Here is a 19611-nt window from a genome sequence, read left to right on the forward strand (position 1 = left end):
TTCGTCTAGGCTGCGACGGGCCGCACTTCGACGACTTCGGGGATATAGTGCCGCAAAAGGTTCTCGATCCCCATTTTCAGCGTCAACGTCGAAGAGGGGCAACCCGCGCACGCACCTTGCATGTGCAGATAGACAATCCCGCGATCAAATCCGTGGAAGGTGATGTCACCACCATCCTGCGCAACGGCGGGGCGGACGCGTGTATCAAGCAATTCTTTGATCTGTCCGACGATTTCCGCATCCTCGCCATCATGGTCAGCATGACCGCTGGCGGGCTTGTGATCCTCCGCCATGACCGACTGGCCGGATTGGTAATGCTCCATGATCGCGCCCAGGATACCCGGCTTGATATGGTCCCATTCGACATCATCTGCCTTGGTCACTGTGACGAAGTCGATGCCGAAAAAAACGCCAGTTACACCTCCGGTCGCAAAGATCCGTTTGGCCAGAGGCGATGCCTCAGCCGCTTCTGCGCTGGGAAAATCAGCAGTCCCTACCTCGAGCACGTTCTGGCCTGGCAGAAACTTCAGTGTTGCTGGATTCGGTGTTGATTCAGTCTGGATGAACATCGGGCAAACCTTTTTTGTCAGGCTTTAGATATGCGACCGCAAAGGCCCCATGTCAAGATTTGGAATGGTTCTAAATTGCCGCAGTCACCGTGTCAGGTGATTGCCTCGAGCCGCTCTTTCGACAGGTCACCGGGCACGATGGTAATCGGCACGGGCAAACTGCCAGACTGTCGGGTTAAATGAGTCACCAGAGGGCCAGGCCCTTTGCTGTCGGTGCCCGCACCAAGGACGAGAACGCCGATATCGGGGTCTTCGGTGATCTGGGCCATGATTTCATTGAGGGGTTCGCCTTCACGGATAATCAGCTCAGGATGCACGTTTTGCTTATCCCGCATCCATTTGGCGAAAACTTCGTAGTGGACTTCGATCCGCTCACGCGCTTCGGCGCGCATGATCTCGCCCACACCAATCCAATGGTTGAATTCGTCCGGAGGAATGATCGACAGGATTGCGACACCGCCACCGGTGTGCGCCGCACGCATCGCCGCAAAGCGCATGGCGTTCAGACATTCGCGGCTGTCGTCGAGGACGACCAGAAACTTGCGCATGAATATTCCCCTAAGGCTTTCTCAACTGTGACTGATCCCTGCGGGCGAGGCAACGGCTCAATTAGCCGATGCTTGCGGCCCAATCCCAATAAAGCTCGCGAACGCGACGGGTCATAGGCCCGACTTGGTATTGGGTGTCCTCGAAGGCTGTCACAGGCGTCACTTTGGACATGTTTCCTGACAGGAAGACTTCATCTGCGTCGGCTACGTCGTCAAAGCTCAGAACACACTCGTGGACGATGACGCCATCGGCACGCAGATTGCTGATATGCCGCGACCGCGTGATTCCGGCCAGAAACGTGCCGTTGGCGATGGGCGTGAAGACCTCGCCGTCCTTGGCAATAAAGACGTTCGATGTGGCGCTTTCCGCGACATTGCCCATCGCATCCCCAACAAGTGCGTTACGAAACCCGCGCATGCGAACCTCAGCCAACATCCGCGCGTTGTTTGGATAGAGGCAACCGGCCTTCGCGTTGACGACTGCATCCTCAAGGACCGGACGGCGGAAACGTGTCCGGCCAAGTGTCACCGTGGCACTTTCGGGCGCAAAGGGAATTTCCTCGAGACAAATGGCGAAGCCGGTTTCGTTGTGCTGTGGCACAATCGCCGTCGCATCGCCATCAATGCCCCAATACATCGGACGGATATAGACGGCTGCGTCAGGCTTGTAGTGTGAAAGCCCGTCTCTCACGATGGCGACCATGTCTTCAGTGCTTACCGTAGGTTTCAGCATCAGCGCTTCTGCAGAGCGGTTCACCCGCGCGCAATGCAAATCAAGATCAGGCGAAAGCCCGTTTACGCAGCGCGCACCATCAAACACCGTACTGCCAAGCCATGACCCGTGATCTGCTGCCCGCATGACCGGGACGTCACCCTCGTGCCAACGACCACCGAAATAGGTCCAGATGTTCTTGCCGGTTGCCATGGTCCCCTCCTGTATCAGGCGGACCGTAGGACGGCTGTTCGAAGAGGTAAAGAGAGCAGAGACAGGCCGATGTCTGCGGGGTCCGAGGGATCAGTCCGCAAGAGCGAGGATTGCTGCGACATCAAGTCGGTCATTCACCATCTGTAGGTCGCCGTCCTTGTCGCGCGGCCAGTCATCGTGGGGTTTGTCGACATATATTTCGACACCGTTCTGCTCCGGGTCGCGCAGGTAGATCGCCTCACTGACCCCATGATCAGCAGCCCCATCAAGTGGAATGCCAGCGTCCAACACCCGTTTGAGGACCTCTGCCAGTGCTTTGCGGTCAGGGTAGAGAAACGCTGAGTGATAAAGTCCGGTATGGCCCGGCGGCGGTGGCGTCGCGCCGAGGCTTTCCCATGTGTTCAGTCCGATGTGGTGATGATAGCCGCCAGCACCCAGAAATGCCGCCTGTTTCCCATACTGCTGTGTGACTTCGAATCCGAGAATATCGCGGTAGAACGCGATAGCCCGATCAAGGTCTGAGACGCGCAGATGGATATGACCGACTATGGCATGGTGTGTCGTCATGACTCGCCTCCTTAAGAGTAGTCATGCCAACCTAGAGCTTTGCGAAGCTGCATCATAGTCACCTTGCGGCAGAGCTTCGGTGCGCCGATGCACATGGGCTCATTAAGGTCAGAACTGGTTCTGACCCCGCAGAAGGCCCACGATGCCGTAGGTATCGCGCAAGATCGGATTTGCGATTTCGCGCGCCTTGTCCGCGCCCTCAGACAGAATACGGTCGATTTCAGCGGGATCGGCCATCAGGCGAGCCATTTCATCGGCGATCGGGCTGAGTTTCTCGACAGCCAGGTCAGCAAGTGCCGGTTTGAACCGACCCCAGCCTGCGCCGGCGTATTCGCCGATCACGGCCTCGGCACTTTGATCGTTAAGTGCGGCGTAAATCTCGACGAGATTCTTGGCTTCTGGGCGTCCGTCCAGACCTTCAAGTGTTTCGGGCAGTGGCTCAGGGTCAGTTTTCGCTTTCTTAAACTTCTTTGCGATCTTGTCGGCATCATCGGTCATGTTGATGCGTTCCATGTCACTTTCGCCAGACTTTGACATTTTCTTTGTCCCGTCCCGCAGGTTCATGATGCGCATGGCAGGACCTTCGATCACAGGTTCTGTCATGGGAAAGAAATCGACGCCGAAGTCGTGATTGAATTTCGCCGCGATGTCGCGTGTCAATTCCACGTGCTGCTTTTGATCTTCGCCGACGGGGACATGCGTCGCGTGGTACAAAAGAATGTCTGCGGCCATCAACGAGGGATAGGCATAAAGACCAAGAGAAACTTTCTCCGCGTTGGAGCCAGCCTTGTCTTTGAATTGCGTCATCCGGTTCATCCAGCCGACGCGCGCAACGCAATTGAAAATCCAGCCCAGTTCCGCATGAGCTGCAACCTGACTTTGGTTGAAAAGGATCGACTGCGAAGGATCGAGGCCAGCTGCCAGATATCCTGCGGCGACTTCGCGGGTCATGTTTGCCAGTTCCTTGGGATCCTGCCACACCGTAATCGCATGCAGGTCCACGACACAGTAGACGGTCTCCATCTGGCCCTGCATCCCGACGAAGCGTTTGATCGCCCCGAGGTAGTTGCCCAGCGTCAGACCGCCTGACGGTTTGATGCCTGAGAAGACGCGCGGGGTGAATGTGGTCTCGGTCATGGTGTCTTTCCGCTCTGGATTTCACAGCTTGGGTCGCATACCCATCACAGACAGACCCGTCAACTTCAACTCAAGCGAAAGCGCGCGATGGACGACGAAGAAGAGTATCGACGCCCCGAAAGCCCGATCAATAATCTGCCCCCCGTCGTCATTGCTTTGACGTTGGCGATCATCGGCATCGAAGCCCTCTTCCAGCTTGCCAATGCGGGAATCATCGGGGGGCCAAGGGGCGTTGGTTGGCGCATCGCAGCGATTGAGCAATATGGCTATTCTGCAGCGGTGCTGGAGCGTGTCCTCGTTGCTGGCGATTATTCCTTTGATATGCTGCGCCGCTTTGTGACTTATCCGTTCATCAACGCACAACTGACGCAAGTCGCCTTCTGTGCTGCCCTCACCTTGGCGCTGGGCAAGTTCACATCCGAGTATTACGGGCAATTCAAAGTGCTGGTGCTTTATTTTGCGACCGCAGTCATCGGGGCCATCATGTTCGGTTTACTCGTTGATGGGCGTTTCCCTCTCTTGGGGGGCTTTACGCCTGTCTACGGTTTGATTGGGGCCTACACATATGCGCTTTGGCTGCGGCTTGGTGAGGCCGGAGAAAACAGGTTGATGGCATTCCGGTTGATCGGATTTCTGTTGCTGATCCAGCTTATTTTCGGGCTCATTTTCGGCGCAAGCAGCCAGTGGATTGCTGAGCTTTCAGGTTTTGTCGCTGGGTTTGCCTTTGCAACGGTTCTCGCACCGGGTGGGTGGTCTGCATTGCTTGCCCGTCTACGGCAACGTGCCTAGCGACGCATCGCGCGCCGGAATTCTGCCAGTTGGAACGCCCCTAAGACCTGCCCGATTCCGAAGTAGCTCACGATCCCGACAACGATCAGCAAAAGAAGCGCCAAGTAGCGCATCTGACCCAGCGCAAAGAGGGGTGCCATCACTGCGGCGGCAGCCAGCAGGATAAGGCCCATCGCAATCGATGCCAGGATGATCCGCCAAATCCGCTGCTTGAATCGCTGATCGAATGCAGCAGCATCGTCCATATTGCGTGCACCGCGCATCAACATCACCACCATGGCCCACCCCGTGAGCGTCGTTCCAAAGGCCGCAGCGGTGAAGCCAATGAGAGGTGACAGACCAACGGCAATCAGAGCATTTAGCACCATCGCGGCAACAGCATAGTAGAAAGGCCTTTTCGTATCCTCACGCGCAAAAAACAGCGGTTGCAGCGTCTTTTGCAGCACGAAGGCGGGCAGGCCCAGTCCGTAGATCGCAACTGCCAGCGCCGTTGCGGTTGTATCTTCTGATGTGAAAGCCCCGCGTTCAAAAAGCACGCTCACCAGCGGCACCGGTATGACCAGCAAGGCGATGGCTGCGGGCACCGTCAGTGCCAGGCTGATTTCGGAGGCACGGTTGAAGGCGTCTCTGCCACCAGCCTCGTCACCGGCCTGCAACCGGCGTGACAGATCAGGAAGCAAGACAACCCCGATCGCGATCCCGACAACACCAAGCGGCAATTGATACAGCCGATCAGCATATGACAACCAAGCAACCGCCCCGTCAAAGAAACTGGCAACCTGTCGCCCGACCAGGAGATTGATCTGGACCACTCCGCCCGCTAGCGCTGCAGGCGCTGCGATAATCGCAAGGCGCTTGAGTTCCGGCGTCATCTTGGGCCATCGCGGCCGCAAGGTGTAACCGGCACGTTTGGCGGCAATCCAGACCACGGTGAGTTGCGCGACACCGGCCACCGGAACCGCGTAAGCGAGCGCAAGACCAACCGGCGTTTGTGCGTCCACAGTCGTACATTCGCAACCGCTGCCCGCGAGAACCAAGGTCAGCACGAAAATGACGTTCAAGAGAATTGGCGCTGCTGCCGCAGCCGTAAAGCGGCCCGTGGCATTCAGAACGCCCGACAGTAGCGCGGAGAGTGAGATAAAGAGAATATAAGGAAATGCGATCCGACCGTAATAGACAGCAAGGTCAAACCGTTCACTTCCGATGAAACCGCTGGCCATCAGGGTGACGAGGGCAGGCATGAAGATGACCCCGATCACGGTGAACACTGTCAGAACGCCAGCCAATCCTGCAAAGGCGTCTTGCGCGAACCTTTCAGCCCCTGTGCCGCTTTCGACTTTTTTCGAAAACATCGGCACGAATGCCATGTTGAAGGCGCCTTCGGCAAAGAATCGGCGAAAAAGGTTTGGAAGCGAAAACGCGACAAGGAATGCCTCTGCGACCGGACCTGTTCCCAGATAAGCCGCGATCATGATGTCGCGGACAAAGCCCATAATGCGGCTCAGAAACGTCCAAAGACCAACGGTCAGGAACCCGGCAACCAGACGGATCGGTTTCATCGCTGACCTCGCGCTGGTCCGCTGTCGGTGCTCACGCAGCACCTGCGCGCTCAGCGCCTTGTGAAATCGCTTCTCTCAGTTTTCGCTCAAGCGAGGCGCGTTTGGATTCAGAGTAGTACTTCAACCCGACAATATCTTTCACATAGAACGTATCGACCACCTGCTCTCCATAAGTCGCAATCACGGCAGACGCGATATAGACAGAATTGTCAGCAAGCGTCCGCGTCAGATCATAAAGCAGCCCCGGGCGGTCACGGGTATCGACCTCGATAATGGTGTAGATTTCAGAGCCATCGTTGTCGAAACTGATATTCGTCGGAACACGGAAGGCGCGTTCACGCTTCTTGATTTTGTCCTTGTCTTTGAGGGCTTCGCGGGCGACGACTTCTCCCTTGAGCGTGCGTTCGATCATTTTACGCAAACGTGGCAACCGCGCTGCTTCATAAGGATTGCCATCGTTGTCCTGAACCCAGAACACCGCTGTGGCATAGCCGTCTTTTGACGTGTAGGTCCGGGCGTCAACGATATTTGCCCCCACAAGGGCCAATGCTCCTGTCATCCGGCTGAAGAGACCGGGGTGGTCTACCATCGCAAAACACGCGCGTGTTGCGTCGCGATCCTCGTCAAGCATCAAGTCGATCTTGATTTCATCATCCTTGATCTCATGCAGCAGCTTGGCAAAGACAGTCTGGGCTGAAAGAGGCAATCCCTGCCAGTAAGGGCCATAGTGGCGACCGATCTCTGTCTTGAGGTCCTTGGCGCTCCAATGGCTCAGCTCGGCACGCAGCATCCGCTTCGCTTCGACCTCTTGGCTTTCACGGTTCAGATCTTCCAGTCCGGTCTCAAGTGCGGCCTTGGTCGCCTTGTAGAGATTACGGAGCAGAACAGCTTTCCAGTTGTTCCACGTCCCGGGTCCTACACCTCGAATGTCGCAGACGGTCAGGACCGTCAGCAAGTCCAGCCGTTCGACGGATTTCACGGCATTGGCGAACCCGCGCACGGTCCGAGGTTCCGAGATATCGCGCTTTTGCGCGACGTCCGACATCAGGAGGTGATAGCGGATCAACCACTCGACGGTCTCACATTCTTTCTTGTTCAGGCCAAGTCGCGGAGCGACCCTGCGCGCGATTTGCGCGCCGAGAATTGAGTGATCTTCAGGGCGACCTTTCCCGATGTCATGCAGCAGTAGCGCCACATAAAGGACTCTGCGGTTCACTCCGCGTTCCAAGATGCCTGAGGCAACCGGCAACTCTTCAATCAGCTCCTTGCGCTCGATTTGCGCCAGATTGCTGATCACCTGAATTGTGTGCTCGTCGACTGTGTAGTGGTGATACATATTGAACTGCATCATGGCGACGATGGGTGCAAATTCGGGGATGAATGCCGCAAGGACGCCAAGCTCGTTCATGCGACGCAGGGCGCGTTCAGGGTTGCCGTGCTTCAACAACAGACCGATGAAAAGTCGGCGCGCCTCTTTGTTGTTGCGCATGTCTTCGTCGATCACTTCGAGATTGGCCGCAATGAGGCGCATCGCATCCGGATGCAGCAGCGTACCTGTCCGCAATGCCTCTTCGAAGATACGCAACATATTGAGCTTATCGGCAAAGAAAGCATCGGTATCCGCGATCGTCAGCCGGTTCTGCTTGATCGCATAGGGGGCTTTCGCCTTTGCCTTGCGTTTAAGAAGCCGGACAAGCATCGGTTCGGCTTTGGTGTGGTTCGCCTCAAGCGCGGTCAGAAAAATGCGTGTGAGCTCGCCCACGTGCGTCGCCATGCGAAAGTAGTCTTGCATAAAGTGCTCAACGCCGCGCCGCCCGCCATGGTCTGTGTATTGCATCGCTGCGGCCACATCGACCTGCACATCAAACGTCAGTTGGTCTGTCGCCCGCCCGGCAATCAGGTGGATATGGCAGCGCACAGCCCAGAGAAATTCTTCGGCCTTTTTGAAGGTGTCGTATTCTTCGGCACTGAAAACCTTCAGATCGACAAGTTCGGCTGCATTCTTGACGCCATTCACATACTTGGCGATCCAGAAAAGCGATTGCAGATCACGCAGACCACCTTTGCCTTCTTTCACATTTGGCTCGACGACATAGCGCTGGCCGCCCTGTTTGCGGTGGCGTTCAGCGCGTTCTTCCAGCTTTGCTTCGATAAAATCGCTGGCAGTGGACTTGAACAGATCTTCCCAAAGTCGTTCGCCCAACTCTTTCGCCAAGGCCTCGTCACCCGCCAGATGCCTGTATTCCACCAACGAAGTGCGAATGGTGTAATCTTCGCGGGCAAGTCGCACACAATCCTTCACCGTGCGGCTGGCATGGCCGACCTTCAACTTGAGGTCCCAAAGCATATAAAGCATCGACTCGATCACGCTTTCTGCCCAGGGGGTAATCTTGTAGGGGGTCAGGAACAGCAGATCGACATCTGAAAAAGGTGCCATCTCTCCGCGACCGGACCCACCGACGGCGATCAACGAAAGGCGTTCACCCTCTGTCGGGTTTGGTAGACGATGCAGATGCTCGGTCGCAACAAACAAGACTGTTCTGACGATCTGATCCGTCAGCCAGCTGTAAGCTCGTGTCGTGGTGTGTCCCTGAAAAGGAGCCTCCAGGAAAGCACGTGCTATGCGCGCCATACCATCCGCGCGGGTTTGTCTCAGCAGTCTGACCGTCGCGAGGCGCACGTCTTTTTCAGATGTGCACTCGGCCAATGCGGCCCTGAGTTCTGCGAGCACAACAGGTGTATCAAAAACCTCAGACGCCGGACAAATGAGATTGTCCGGCGTGTTGCTCAGTTCGGTTGGTACCGCGTCAGAGTCCGGGGACGCCAAAACTTCTTGGGGCTGGGTCAAGGATTGCTACCTGATTGTCTTGGATCGTCGCGACGGCCAGTCCGCGTTCATTCAGGCCGTTTGGCAGGAAGCGGAAAACGCCAGCCGTACCTCTGAAACCCTGAGGCTGGATCAGGGCTGCTTTTGTCAGAGCTTGCTCATTGCCAGCGGCAGCAAGCGCGCCGATGGCTGCAATGCCGTCATATGCCAAGCCTGCAAGTGGATGCGGAGCCTGACCGTAGGTGGCTGCGTAGCGCCCTTCAAAGAGCGTCGCAGTGCCTTGATCAGGCAATGCGAACAGCCCACCCTGCAGTCCAGGCAAATCACGCAGCTGTGGCAGCGTATCCCAGCGGGTGAGGCCGATGAACGGTGAGCGTTCGATGCTCATGCCGGCGTCAGGTAGCGCGGTTGCAAGAATTGGAAGATCAGCGCTCGCACCTGCCGTCGTGAACACCGCCTGAGCACCAGAGCGGCGCACCTCGTTGACGATGCCACGCGTGGCCGAGAAAATACCCTGCTGTGACAGCGGATAGCTGACGACACCAACGACCTGACTGCCACTTGCATTGACAGCGGCGCTGATCGCGTCGCGACCAACCTGGCCGGGCAGATCGTCACCGTGCACGATCATGTAGCGTGATGTGCCTTGTGCGTTTGCAAAACGGACGAGGCGCTGGGCCGTGTTGTCGAACGTCGCTCCGAGCAGGAAGACGTTGCCGCCGGCGATTGCTGCATTGTTGGAAAATGTCAGTACATTCACGTCACGCCCTGCAACAGCAACGCCTGCTGCGGCAGCAGCTTCACCGAAAAGCGGGCCGATAATGATCTTGGCACCGTCGTTTACAGCTTGGGTTGCCGCTATCGCCGCTTGCTGCGGGTTGCCTCCGGCGGTGTTGTAGACCCGCAGATCAATCTCGGCGCCTTCTAGATCAGCAATCGCAAGGCGGGCTGCGTTTTCAAAGTTCTGCGCCAGTTGATTGTCGGTGACCTGAGCGGAGCCGCCCGGTACCAGCAGCGCGACTTCGATTGGTTCGCTGACATCGATCGACTGGCCGACGTTTGCGGTCGGGTCGAGTGTGACATCACAGGCGGCGAGCCAGAAAAACGCGCCTAATACGAAAAAGCGCGCGATTGTCTTGCGGGCATTGTTGAAACGGGCAAACATCGGTCGTATCCCTCCTAAGCTGCGAGACAGGTCTGCTCATGCAGCCTGGTGGCTTGTATCGGAGTATCATAAAGCAGGGGGCACCCGGGTCCAGAGATGAATTTCATACGCAAGCCACTCTCTGCCGGTCTTTACTTCGTCGCGACACCGATTGGTGCTGCGCGCGATATCACATTACGGGCTCTCGATGTGCTGGCCTCTGCTGATGTGATCGCGGCGGAAGACACTCGTAACACGCGGAAATTGCTCGATATTCATGCGATCCCGCTTGATGGCCGGCCTCTGGTTGCCTTTCATGACCACAGTGGCAGCAATGCTGTGTCACGGCTTGTTGCGGACGTGAAGGCTGGTAAATCCGTGGTTTATGTCTCGGATGCAGGCACGCCCCTTGTAGCGGACCCGGGCTTTGAACTGGCGGTCGCTGCAATTGCGGAGGATTGCGATGTCATCGCGGCGCCGGGACCTTCTGCGGTTCTTACGGCGTTGACCGTTTCGGGGCTCCCGACAGACCGGTTTGCATTCGTGGGATTTCTGCCCGCTGGGCAAGGGCAGCGGCAAACCGAAATCGCTGCGCTGCGTGATGTGCCCTTTACGCTGGTATTCTATGAAAGCCCAAAACGCGTTCGGGAAATGTTAGCAAATTTGCGCGATGTGTTGGGAGGGGAACGGCAGGCGGTGGTGTGCCGGGAACTGACCAAGAAGTTTGAAGAGGTTGTTCGCGGTGATCTCGCGTATCTGGCAGATGTTTTCGCAGATAGACCAATCAAGGGGGAAGTCGTCGTGCTGGTCGGGCGTGCCGGTGCACAAGCCATTGATGATGGCGACGTCGCATCTGCCCTCCGCGAGGCGATGAAGACGATGCGCGTGAAAGACGCCGCAACGACCGTCGCTGGCGCCATGGGTCTGCCACGCCGGCAGGTTTACCAGATCGCATTGGAGTTAGGAGACGAAGAATGACAGGGTCGTTGGGCTATCATGCCGGAGTTGCTGCAGAGGAAATCGTTGCCACGGATTATACGCGCCGCGCACACCGGATTGCTGCGCGCAGGTGGCGTGGCAAGGCTGGTGAAATCGATCTCGTCGCGCGCGACGGAGAAACAGTCGTCTTCATCGAGGTCAAGAAAAGCCGTGACTTTGCAACGGCGGCACGACGACTTGGGCGCCGTCAGATGAACCGGATCTGTGCCAGCGCCAGTGAATTCTTGGCCGATGAACCACGCGGACAGCTGACTGATGTGCGCTTCGATCTTGCGATGGTGAATGACGTAGGTGCCGTGAAAGTGCTCGAAAACGCGTTCATGGAGGCATAGCCGGATTGCGCTTTTGGCGGTGCTGCGCCATCTAGTGTGACAGTTGTCGCAGCAAGAGGTGCCCGGATGTCCTTGAAAATTGCCTTCCAGATGGATCCGATCGGACCCATCAATATTGATGCAGACAGCACCTTCCGGATTGCCGAGGAAGCGCAAGAACGCGGGCATTCGCTTTTCTACTATACACCGGATCGCCTCGCTTATGATCAAGGCCGGGTTACTGCAACTGGCTGGCCACTCACCGTTCGGCGCGAGAAGGGAAATCACTACGCGCTCGGCGAAGAGGCCACCGTTGATTTGTCCGAATTTGACGTGGTCTGGCTGCGTCAGGACCCGCCGTTTGATATGGGCTACATCACCACGACCCACATTCTGGATATGATCCACCCCGAGACGCTTGTGGTCAATGATCCCTTTTGGGTGCGTAACTATCCCGAAAAGCTACTCGTCCTGCAATTTCCGGACCTTACGCCCCCGACGATGGTGGCGCGCGATCTTGAGACGTTGAAATCTTTCCGAGCCGCACATGGCGACGTGATACTCAAGCCGCTTTATGGCAACGGTGGTGCAGGGGTGTTCAAGCTGAAGGCTGACGATAGCAACCTTGCCTCACTGCACGAGCTTTTTGCAGGCATCAATCGTGAGCCTTTGATCATGCAGCAATTCCTGCCTGCGGTTTCCAAAGGTGACAAGCGTGTCATTCTTGTCGACGGTGAGCCGGTGGGGGCAATCAACCGTGTTCCCGCCGCTGGCGAGACCAGATCGAACATGCACGTTGGCGGGCGACCCGAAAAAGTCGCTCTGACAGAAAGGGACAAGGAGATTTGTGCCCGGATCGGCCCATTGCTAAAGGAAAAGGGACAGATTTTTGTGGGCATCGACGTAATTGGTGACTGGCTGACCGAAATCAACGTGACCTCGCCGACCGGTATTCAGGAACTGGAACGGTTTGACGGGATCAACATCGCTGAAAAAATCTGGCTCGCCATTGAGGCGCGGCGCTAAATCTCGTTCGTAAATGCCAGCCGGAAGCTGACGGCTTCAGCCACGTGGGGTTTGCGGACATTCTCAGCCCCCTCAAGGTCCGCGATCGTCCTCGCCACCCTCAAGACGCGGTGGTAGCCTCTCGCTGACAGACCGAAGCGTGTTGCGACCTTGGTCAGCAATGCTTGCCCTTCGCCATCCGGCTGAGCGACAGCCGTCAATGCTGTACCATCCAGATCGGCATTGACCGAGACACCCTGTGTGTCGCGAAACCGCAAGCGCTGTCGGTCGCGCGCGCTTTGGACGCGTTTGGCGATCTGAGCAGAGCTGCCGCCGCCGCTCGCGTTTTCGAGATCACTATAGGCAACGGGCGGGACTTCGACGCGCAAATCAAATCGGTCCATAAGTGGGCCTGAAATCCGTCCCATGTAGTCTTCACCGCACTGCGGAACACGCGCGCATGCTCTGGCTGGGTCGGCGAGATACCCGCATTTGCAAGGATTTGCCGCGGCAACCAGCATAAAGCGGCAAGGGTAACGCACGTGCGCATTTGCGCGCGCGACAACAACTTCGCCGGTTTCGATGGGCTGCCTGAGTGTTTCGAGAACGGTCCGTCCGAACTCCGGGAATTCATCCATGAAAAGCACACCGTGATGTGCGAGGCTGATTTCACCCGGTTTCGCCCCCCGTCCTCCACCGACAATAGCGGCCATAGACGCGGTGTGGTGGGGTTCACGGAATGGTCGCGTGCGACTGATGCCCCCTTCATCAAGAAGTCCCGCAAGCGAGTGGATCATTGACGTTTCTAATGCCTCATGCGGTGAGAGATCGGGCATGATCCCGGGGAGTCGCGCGGCAAGCATCGATTTTCCCGAACCTGGAGAGCCAACAAGCAGCAGGTGATGCCGACCCGCCGCTGCGATTTCCAATGCCCGCTTGGCCCGCTCTTGCCCTTTGACTTCGTTCATATCTGGTCGCTTGGGGGCTGGGCGGATTTCACCAGGGCTGGCCGGGGCAAGCACAGCTTTGCCGGAAAAGTGTCTGATGGTTTCGGCGAGTGTGCGCGGTGCAATCACCCGCACCGCATCGACCCATGCAGCCTCTGCGCCGCAGCCGTGCGGACAAAGGAGCGTTCGCGCATCTTCTGCCGCTGCCATTGCAGCCGGCAATGCGCCGATGACCGGTACAAGGCTGCCGTCGAGCGACAGTTCTCCGAGTGCCACGGTTTGCTCTGCGGTTTCAGCCGGCACGACATCAAGCGCAGCAAGCAGAGCCAGCGCGATCGGCAGGTCGAAATGCGACCCTTCTTTCGGTAGATCGGCTGGCGAGAGGTTTACGGTGATCCGTTTCGATGGCAACGCAATCGCCATGGCGCCTAAAGCGGCGCGAACCCGTTCTTTCGCTTCGGAGACCGCCTTGTCAGGCAGGCCGACAATTGAAAACGCGGGGATGCCGGCAGACACAGCGCACTGTACTTCAACGAGACGGGCATCAACGCCTTCGAATGCAACCGTGTACGCCCGCGCAACCATCACCGCCACTCCTTTGAGGGTTAACGGTTACGATGGCGTGGTTGACGATTGGTTAATGGTCGAACTTCAGCTTGCGATCTCGTCAGGCCATGGTCGAGTCTCAAGGTCGCTCGGGTAAGGCCATGGTTCATGGCTTTCTTTCATCGCCTCGCTGCGCCAATGCAGAAAGTCCGGATCCTTGAGGTGCTGGGCAATGTAGGTTTGCCAGCGTGGTGCAGCCGGCAGGCCATATGCTGTGATGCGCATGGCGACGGGTGCATAGAAAACGTCGGCTAGCGAGTAGTTACCAAACAACCAAGGGCCATCAGACCCGAAGCGATCTTTCGCCAATGACCACAGGTCGAAAATTCGTTCCAGATCGTTCTGCACGGATTGCGCTGGTGAGAACCGAGTCAAGCGATGCCTCAGGATCATCGGGCAATCTTGCCTGAGAGCATGAAAGCTCGAATGCATTTCTGCGACCATTGATCTGGCAAGGGCACGGGCCGCAGGCTCGACGGGATAAAGCCCGGCGTCGGGGTGTCTTTCCGCCAAGGTCTCGGCCATGGCGAGGCTGTCCGTCAGCACTGCACCCTCTGCCGTCTGAAGAACCGGCACCGTGCGGGCAGGCTCAAGATGCGCCAGATCGTCTTTCATGGTGCCCGAATAGAGCCCGACCATATGCTCCTGGAATGGCAGCCCGAATTTCTTGAGCATAAGCCAGCCGCGCAAAGACCAGCTACTGAATGTGCGGTCGCCGATATGAAGTTGATACGTCATGCCCGACATAAAGGCGCACACGCTCTTTGATGGCCAACATCAATTTGTGACCCTCGCCATCACAAAACGTGATTAATCCGCCCGACGTGCCAGCCTTGTCCATCAAATTTCAGGTCCGTCACGGACAGATTTTCGATGCGGTGACCGAACGCTTCGTAGGCGGTGATATTCTTTGCACGCTGCACTTGCGTCAGAATTGCACCGAAATGTGCAACGATGATCAGATCGGCTAACCCGAGATTAAGATATCCGTCGATTGCGCCTGAGACGCGGTCGCGGACGGCGTTCCAGCTTTCACCATTGGGCGGTGCGATGTCGCCGGGTGTCTCCCAATAGGCCCGAATATGTTTGGGGTTCTTGGCCTCGACCTCGGCAAAGGTCTTCAGTTCCCAGTCACCAAAGTTGATTTCTCTGAGCTTTCTATCATGCTCCAGCCGATTTTGCGGTTGCAGCGCGTCAGCCGTCTCAACGGCGCGGATTAAATCTGATGAGACAACCGGTGCATCGGGCAAATACTGGCGAAGGCGTCGGATCGCGTCGCTGTCTGAAAGGTCAGCAGGTATATCTGACCATCCCACCATCGACTTTGCATGTGTCGGGCCGTGTCTGACCAACCACAGACGGGTCAAGGCAGTTGTCCTTTGAGAACAAGCGGAAGCCCCGCCATGACGGCAACCACCAGATCTGCCTTGGCGGCGATTTCCTGGTTCAGGCGACCTTGTGCGTTGCGAAAGCGGCGGGCCAAAGCGTTGTCTGGCACAACGCCCTGACCGGTTTCGTTCGAGACGATGACAATGGCGCGGCCGTCCTGTGAAAGCGCGGTGACAAACGATGACTGGGCTGTTTCCAGATCGTGCTCGCCAAGAATGACATTGGTGAGCCACAGCGTTGCGCAGTCGATAAGCACAGGCGCACCGTCAGGTGCTTTTAGAAGTGCGTGCGCGAGGTCGACAGGTTCCTCGATCGTTGTCCAATCCGGGCCGCGGGCGCTTTTATGTGCGGCTACTTTCGCCGCCATCTCGGCATCGAATGCCTGCGCGGTAGCAATGTAGGTCGGGCAGGGATGCGCACTGCGTAACAGGCTTTCTGCAAAGGCTGATTTCCCGCTCGCAGCGCCCCCTAGGACAAGTGTCAGCCGTGGCAATGTCATTTTATGAACTTTTTATGATCCAGTGGGTTCATCCTTACGTAAGCAATACAAAGCAAAAAGTTAATGCACTGCACGACAACTTGGGAGAACCATCATGGGCGTCACCGGATTTTCAGACCAGACCCTGTCTCGGACCGCAATGAAAGCGGAGCTGTTGGATGCTGAGACGGAGCTGCAACTGGCCTATTCTTGGCGCGACCAGCGCGATGAAAAGGCCCTCCATCGCTTGATCACTGCGTACATGCGCCTTGCCATTTCGATGGCTTCGAAGTTCAAGCGGTACGGTGCACCGATGAATGATCTCATCCAGGAAGCCTCTGTTGGTCTGATGAAGGCGGCCGACAAATTCGATCCGGATCGTGGTGTGCGTTTCTCCACCTATGCAGTCTGGTGGATCAAAGCCTCAATTCAGGACTATGTGATGCGGAACTGGTCCATGGTGCGTACTGGGTCCACGTCGTCGCAGAAATCGCTCTTCTTCAATATGCGTCGTGTCCAGGCCCGCCTCGAACGCGAAGCGGCTGCTGAAGGCCGGACAATCGACCAGCAGGAAATGCGCGAACTGATCGCCATCGAAGTTGGCGTGCCTCTGCACGACGTCGAAATGATGGAAGGCCGGCTGTCCGGTTCAGACTTCTCCCTCAATGCCACACAGTCGGTTGAGGATGAGGGGCGCGAATGGATTGATGCGCTTGAGGACGAAGGCCCACAAGCTGCGGAAACGGTCGAGAACTCCCATGACAATGACACGTTGCGTCAATGGCTTCTGACTGCATTGAGCTCGCTCAATGATCGTGAGCAGTTCATCGTGCGTGAGCGGAAGCTGCGTGATGATCCGCGCACGCTGGAAAGCCTTGGCACTGAGCTTGGCCTCTCCAAGGAACGCGTGCGCCAGCTTGAGGCAGCGGCATTCGGCAAAATGCGCAAGAGCCTTGAGTCCCAAAGCACAGAGGTGCGCGGCTTCTTTCGCTGACAGGTCGCATTGAATTTCCGGTTCGAACTGACCTAAGTTCTGTCAGACCAAGACCGGAGTGCGCGTATGCTCGCAAACAAACATGTTTTGCTGATCATTGGCGGCGGAATCGCCGCCTTCAAATCGCTTGATCTGATCAGGCGACTGCGCGAGCGCGGTGTCACCGTGACGCCGGTCCTCACAAAAGCGGCTGAGGAATTTGTCACACCACTGAGCGTATCGGCGCTTGCGGCGCAGAAAGTCTATCGTGATCTTTTCGATCTGACAGATGAGGCTGAGATGGGGCACATTGAGCTGTCCCGCGCTGCTGATCTGGTCGTCGTTGCGCCTGCGACAGCCGATATGATGGCAAAGATGTCAGCAGGTTTGGCCGGTGATCTTGCCACGACGCTTCTCTTGGCGACAGACAAACGGGTTTTGATTGTTCCGGCAATGAATGTGCGCATGTGGGAACACCCGGCAACACAACGAAGTCTCTCTGTTCTTGATGCTGATGGTATCCTCACCGTTGGCCCTGACGAGGGTGAGATGGCCTGTGGCGAGTTCGGTCCCGGTCGGATGGCAGAAGTCCCTGAGATTATTGCGGCCATTGATGCCGCGCTCTCGGATGGGCCATTGAATGGCAAACATATCGTTGTCACCTCTGGACCGACACATGAACCCATAGATCCTGTGCGTTACATTGCGAACCGTTCATCAGGGGCGCAGGGCACGGCTATCGCCGCGGCGTTGGCCACACTAGGTGCGACAGTCACTTTCGTCACAGGACCAGCTGATATGCCGCCACCGAAAGGCGTGCGCGTCATTCGAGTGCAGACGGCGCAGGAAATGTTGGAGGCGGTTCAAGCCGCCGACAAAGCCGATGCAGCGGTTTTCGCAGCCGCCGTGGCTGACTGGCGGGTGGCGAATGCCGGTGCCAACAAGATCAAGAAAGACGGTAGTGGTCTGCCACAACTGGAGTTTGCTGAAAACCCGGACATCCTTGCCACAGTCGCGCAGATGAAAGAGGGACGACCGCCACTCGTGATCGGCTTTGCCGCAGAGACAGATGACGTGATTGCCCATGCAACAGCCAAGCGTGCGCGAAAGGGCTGCGATTGGATCGTGGCAAACGATGTTTCGCCAGAGACGGGTATCATGGGCGGCAGCGAAAACGCGGTAACCTTGATCACGGCAGACGGGTCCGAAGCCTGGGAGCGAATGAGCAAGTCAGCAGTTGCCCAAAAACTTGCTGCTCGTATCGCAGAGGCAATGTCGTGACCGTCAGAATTGCGTTTCAGTGGGAGCCGTGGGCCGACCAGTCGTTCGGGCTGCCTCGGTACGAAACAAGCGGTGCTGCCGGTGCCGATCTGCGTGCCAATCTGAAGGACGAATTGGCAATCATGCTTTCGCCCATGACCCGTCGTCTGGTGCCGACAGGTCTGCGGATTGCCATTCCGGATGGCTATGAGGTGCAAGTAAGACCGCGTTCGGGTCTCGCGCTCAAACATGGGATCACACTCGCCAACTCGCCAGGAACCATCGACAGCGATTATCGCGGACCGCTTGGAGTCATCGTGATCAACCTCGGAAGCGCCGATTTCGAGATCACACACGGGATGCGCATCGCACAGATGGTGGTCGCTCCAGTCATCCAAACCGAATTTGATTGTGTGGAAACGCTGGATGAAACGGCCCGCAATGCGGGTGGCTTCGGGTCTACTGGTCTATGATTATGGTCGGCACAATGGTCGCCACCCTCTGGGTGATTGGCTGGGCAATGAAGGTGCCGCGCAAGGCGCGTTGGAACATGACGATCTTTCTGATCGTTGCCGTCATGGTGGGACATCTGATTTTGCCAGATGGTCATCCGCTCCGCATGGCGACCGGCGGTGACGCACGCCTTTGGGCCATTATTCTCGGCTTTGGTGTTTTGGTCTGGCTTTATCGCAAGCTCTTGTCGGCCCTGCGCGACCGCGCAAGCGGCGATGATGCCGCCCCTGCCACCGTTGTCCGGTCCGAAAATTTCTCTGAGACCGAGCTGCAGCGCTACGCGCGCCATATCATTCTCAGAGAAATTGGCGGCGTTGGTCAAAAGGCGCTTCGCGACGCCAAAGTTCTGGTGGTCGGCGCAGGTGGCCTCGGCGCGCCCGCACTTGAGTATCTTGCCGCAGCGGGCGTCGGCACGATTGGTGTCATTGATGACGACACCGTAGAGAACGCAAACCTGCAACGACAGGTCATCCACCTTGATCGCAACATCGGCGTGCCAAAGGTACATTCGGCCGCCGAGGCGATGCGGGCACAAAATCCTTTTGTTGATGTGCGCCCCTATCACAGACGGCTCGACGCGGAGATCGCAGCCGAACTCTTTGCCGACTACGATGTGATCCTTGACGGGTCTGACAATTTTGAGACCCGCTATCTGGTCAATGAGACAGCGGTCAGACTTGGTAAACCATTGGTTGCCGCCGCAATCACGCAATGGGAAGGGCAGATCAGCGTTTACGATCCGCATAACGGTGCGCCTTGCTACGCTTGCGTCTTTCCAAAAGCACCTGACGCAGGCTTGGTCCCGTCTTGCGCAGAGGCTGGCGTGATCGGGCCATTGCCAGGCGTCTTGGGGACCATGATGGCCGTCGAAACACTCAAGATCATTACTGGCGCCGGGGAGACATTGGCAGGCCGTCTGCACATTTATGATGCACTCTACGCGCAAAGCCGGACAATCGCGGTCCAGCGACGCTCGGATTGCGTTGTCTGTTCCGGTGCGGACGAACGTATCTAGCGCCTTTCATATGCCTATGGTCGGTACTTTTGTGCCCAAAAAAGGCCGGC

20 protein-coding genes are annotated in these 19611 nt (G+C 57.2%); 8 read left to right on the plus strand and 12 right to left on the minus strand.

The features are described from left to right. Positions 1 to 5: 5 nt before the first annotated feature. The 5 genes from BM316_RS01280 to trpS all read right to left on the minus strand — a co-directional run bounded on the left by BM316_RS01280 (position 6) and on the right by trpS (position 3746). A complete protein-coding gene (locus tag BM316_RS01280) occupies positions 6 to 569 on the minus strand; it encodes a NifU family protein (RefSeq protein WP_090203008.1) in 564 nt (187 codons plus the stop codon). 92 nt (positions 570 to 661) lie between these two features. Beyond that, positions 662 to 1117 carry a universal stress protein gene (locus BM316_RS01285; RefSeq protein WP_090203011.1) on the minus strand — a complete coding sequence of 152 codons (456 nt, stop codon included), beginning with the start codon at positions 1115 to 1117 and terminating at the stop codon, positions 662 to 664. Between the two features lie 61 nt (positions 1118 to 1178). Further along, positions 1179 to 2042: a branched-chain amino acid aminotransferase gene (locus tag BM316_RS01290; RefSeq protein ID WP_090203013.1), complete on the minus strand. Its 864-nt coding sequence runs from the start codon at positions 2040 to 2042 to the stop codon at positions 1179 to 1181. A gap of 90 nt (positions 2043 to 2132) precedes the next feature. Then, positions 2133 to 2609: a VOC family protein gene (locus tag BM316_RS01295; protein WP_090203016.1), complete on the minus strand. Its 477-nt coding sequence runs from the start codon at positions 2607 to 2609 to the stop codon at positions 2133 to 2135. 108 nt (positions 2610 to 2717) lie between these two features. Then, positions 2718 to 3746 (minus strand): tryptophan--tRNA ligase, encoded by a 1029-nt coding sequence (gene trpS, locus BM316_RS01300; RefSeq protein WP_090203017.1) that lies wholly within the window; start codon positions 3744 to 3746, stop codon positions 2718 to 2720. Between the two features lie 87 nt (positions 3747 to 3833). Between trpS and BM316_RS01305 the strand changes: the two genes are divergently transcribed. After that, entirely contained in the window at positions 3834 to 4535 is a 702-nt protein-coding gene (locus tag BM316_RS01305; protein ID WP_090203020.1) for a rhomboid family intramembrane serine protease, read from the plus strand. Here the strand turns inward: BM316_RS01305 and murJ are convergent. From murJ to BM316_RS01320, 3 genes are read right to left on the minus strand one after another with little or no spacing between them, the layout of a single operon-like run. Beyond that, a complete protein-coding gene (murJ, locus tag BM316_RS01310) occupies positions 4532 to 6094 on the minus strand; it encodes a murein biosynthesis integral membrane protein MurJ (RefSeq protein WP_090203023.1) in 1563 nt (520 codons plus the stop codon). The genes BM316_RS01305 and murJ overlap by 4 nt on opposite strands. A 31-nt stretch (positions 6095 to 6125) precedes the next feature. Then, positions 6126 to 8921, minus strand: a complete 2796-nt coding sequence (locus tag BM316_RS01315; RefSeq protein WP_090203026.1) for a [protein-PII] uridylyltransferase — start codon at positions 8919 to 8921, stop codon at positions 6126 to 6128. Then, positions 8902 to 10086: a penicillin-binding protein activator gene (locus BM316_RS01320; RefSeq protein WP_090203029.1), complete on the minus strand. Its 1185-nt coding sequence runs from the start codon at positions 10084 to 10086 to the stop codon at positions 8902 to 8904. Before BM316_RS01320 ends, BM316_RS01315 begins: the two co-directional genes overlap by 20 nt. 96 nt (positions 10087 to 10182) lie before the next feature. Here BM316_RS01320 and rsmI point away from each other — a divergent pair, with 96 nt between their 5' ends. The 3 genes from rsmI (at position 10183) to gshB (ending at position 12401) form a co-directional block, all read left to right on the plus strand. Then, entirely contained in the window at positions 10183 to 11043 is an 861-nt protein-coding gene (gene rsmI / locus BM316_RS01325; RefSeq protein ID WP_090203032.1) for a 16S rRNA (cytidine(1402)-2'-O)-methyltransferase, read from the plus strand. After that, positions 11040 to 11396 carry a YraN family protein gene (locus BM316_RS01330; RefSeq protein ID WP_090203035.1) on the plus strand — a complete coding sequence of 119 codons (357 nt, stop codon included), beginning with the start codon at positions 11040 to 11042 and terminating at the stop codon, positions 11394 to 11396. Before rsmI ends, BM316_RS01330 begins: the two co-directional genes overlap by 4 nt. Before the next feature lie 66 nt (positions 11397 to 11462). Next, on the plus strand, positions 11463 to 12401 hold the full coding sequence (gshB, locus tag BM316_RS01335) for a glutathione synthase (RefSeq protein ID WP_090203037.1): 939 nt from the start codon (positions 11463 to 11465) through the stop codon (positions 12399 to 12401). Here gshB and BM316_RS01340 read toward each other — a convergent pair. From BM316_RS01340 to cobU, 4 genes are all read right to left on the minus strand, one after another. Continuing rightward, positions 12398 to 13912, minus strand: coding sequence for a YifB family Mg chelatase-like AAA ATPase (locus tag BM316_RS01340; protein ID WP_090203040.1), 1515 nt, complete (start codon positions 13910 to 13912; stop codon positions 12398 to 12400). The two genes, gshB and BM316_RS01340, sit on opposite strands and share 4 nt — an antisense overlap. Positions 13913 to 13978: 66 nt before the next feature. Next, complete coding sequence (locus tag BM316_RS01345; protein ID WP_090207328.1) at positions 13979 to 14671, minus strand: glutathione S-transferase; 693 nt, start codon at positions 14669 to 14671, stop codon at positions 13979 to 13981. Between the two features lie 59 nt (positions 14672 to 14730). Then, positions 14731 to 15300, minus strand: a complete 570-nt coding sequence (locus tag BM316_RS01350; protein WP_165606517.1) for a histidine phosphatase family protein — start codon at positions 15298 to 15300, stop codon at positions 14731 to 14733. Then, complete coding sequence (gene cobU, locus BM316_RS01355) at positions 15297 to 15821, minus strand: bifunctional adenosylcobinamide kinase/adenosylcobinamide-phosphate guanylyltransferase (RefSeq protein WP_090203043.1); 525 nt, start codon at positions 15819 to 15821, stop codon at positions 15297 to 15299. The genes BM316_RS01350 and cobU overlap by 4 nt, the downstream gene beginning before the upstream one ends. 94 nt (positions 15822 to 15915) lie before the next feature. Here cobU and BM316_RS01360 point away from each other — a divergent pair, with 94 nt between their 5' ends. From BM316_RS01360 to BM316_RS01375, 4 genes are all read left to right on the plus strand, one after another. Beyond that, a complete protein-coding gene (locus tag BM316_RS01360) occupies positions 15916 to 16794 on the plus strand; it encodes an RNA polymerase factor sigma-32 (protein ID WP_090203044.1) in 879 nt (292 codons plus the stop codon). Between the two features lie 66 nt (positions 16795 to 16860). After that, the gene (gene coaBC / locus BM316_RS01365; protein ID WP_090203047.1) at positions 16861 to 18054 is read left to right on the plus strand and encodes a bifunctional phosphopantothenoylcysteine decarboxylase/phosphopantothenate--cysteine ligase CoaBC; all 1194 of its coding nucleotides are present in this window, start codon (positions 16861 to 16863) and stop codon (positions 18052 to 18054) included. Beyond that, positions 18051 to 18506 (plus strand): dUTP diphosphatase, encoded by a 456-nt coding sequence (gene dut, locus BM316_RS01370; RefSeq protein WP_090203049.1) that lies wholly within the window; start codon positions 18051 to 18053, stop codon positions 18504 to 18506. Before coaBC ends, dut begins: the two co-directional genes overlap by 4 nt. Further along, complete coding sequence (locus tag BM316_RS01375; protein ID WP_090203052.1) at positions 18503 to 19561, plus strand: HesA/MoeB/ThiF family protein; 1059 nt, start codon at positions 18503 to 18505, stop codon at positions 19559 to 19561. Before dut ends, BM316_RS01375 begins: the two co-directional genes overlap by 4 nt. Positions 19562 to 19611: the final 50 nt, after the last annotated feature.

The organism is Yoonia litorea (assembly GCF_900114675.1).
GTDB lineage: Bacteria > Pseudomonadota > Alphaproteobacteria > Rhodobacterales > Rhodobacteraceae > Yoonia > Yoonia litorea.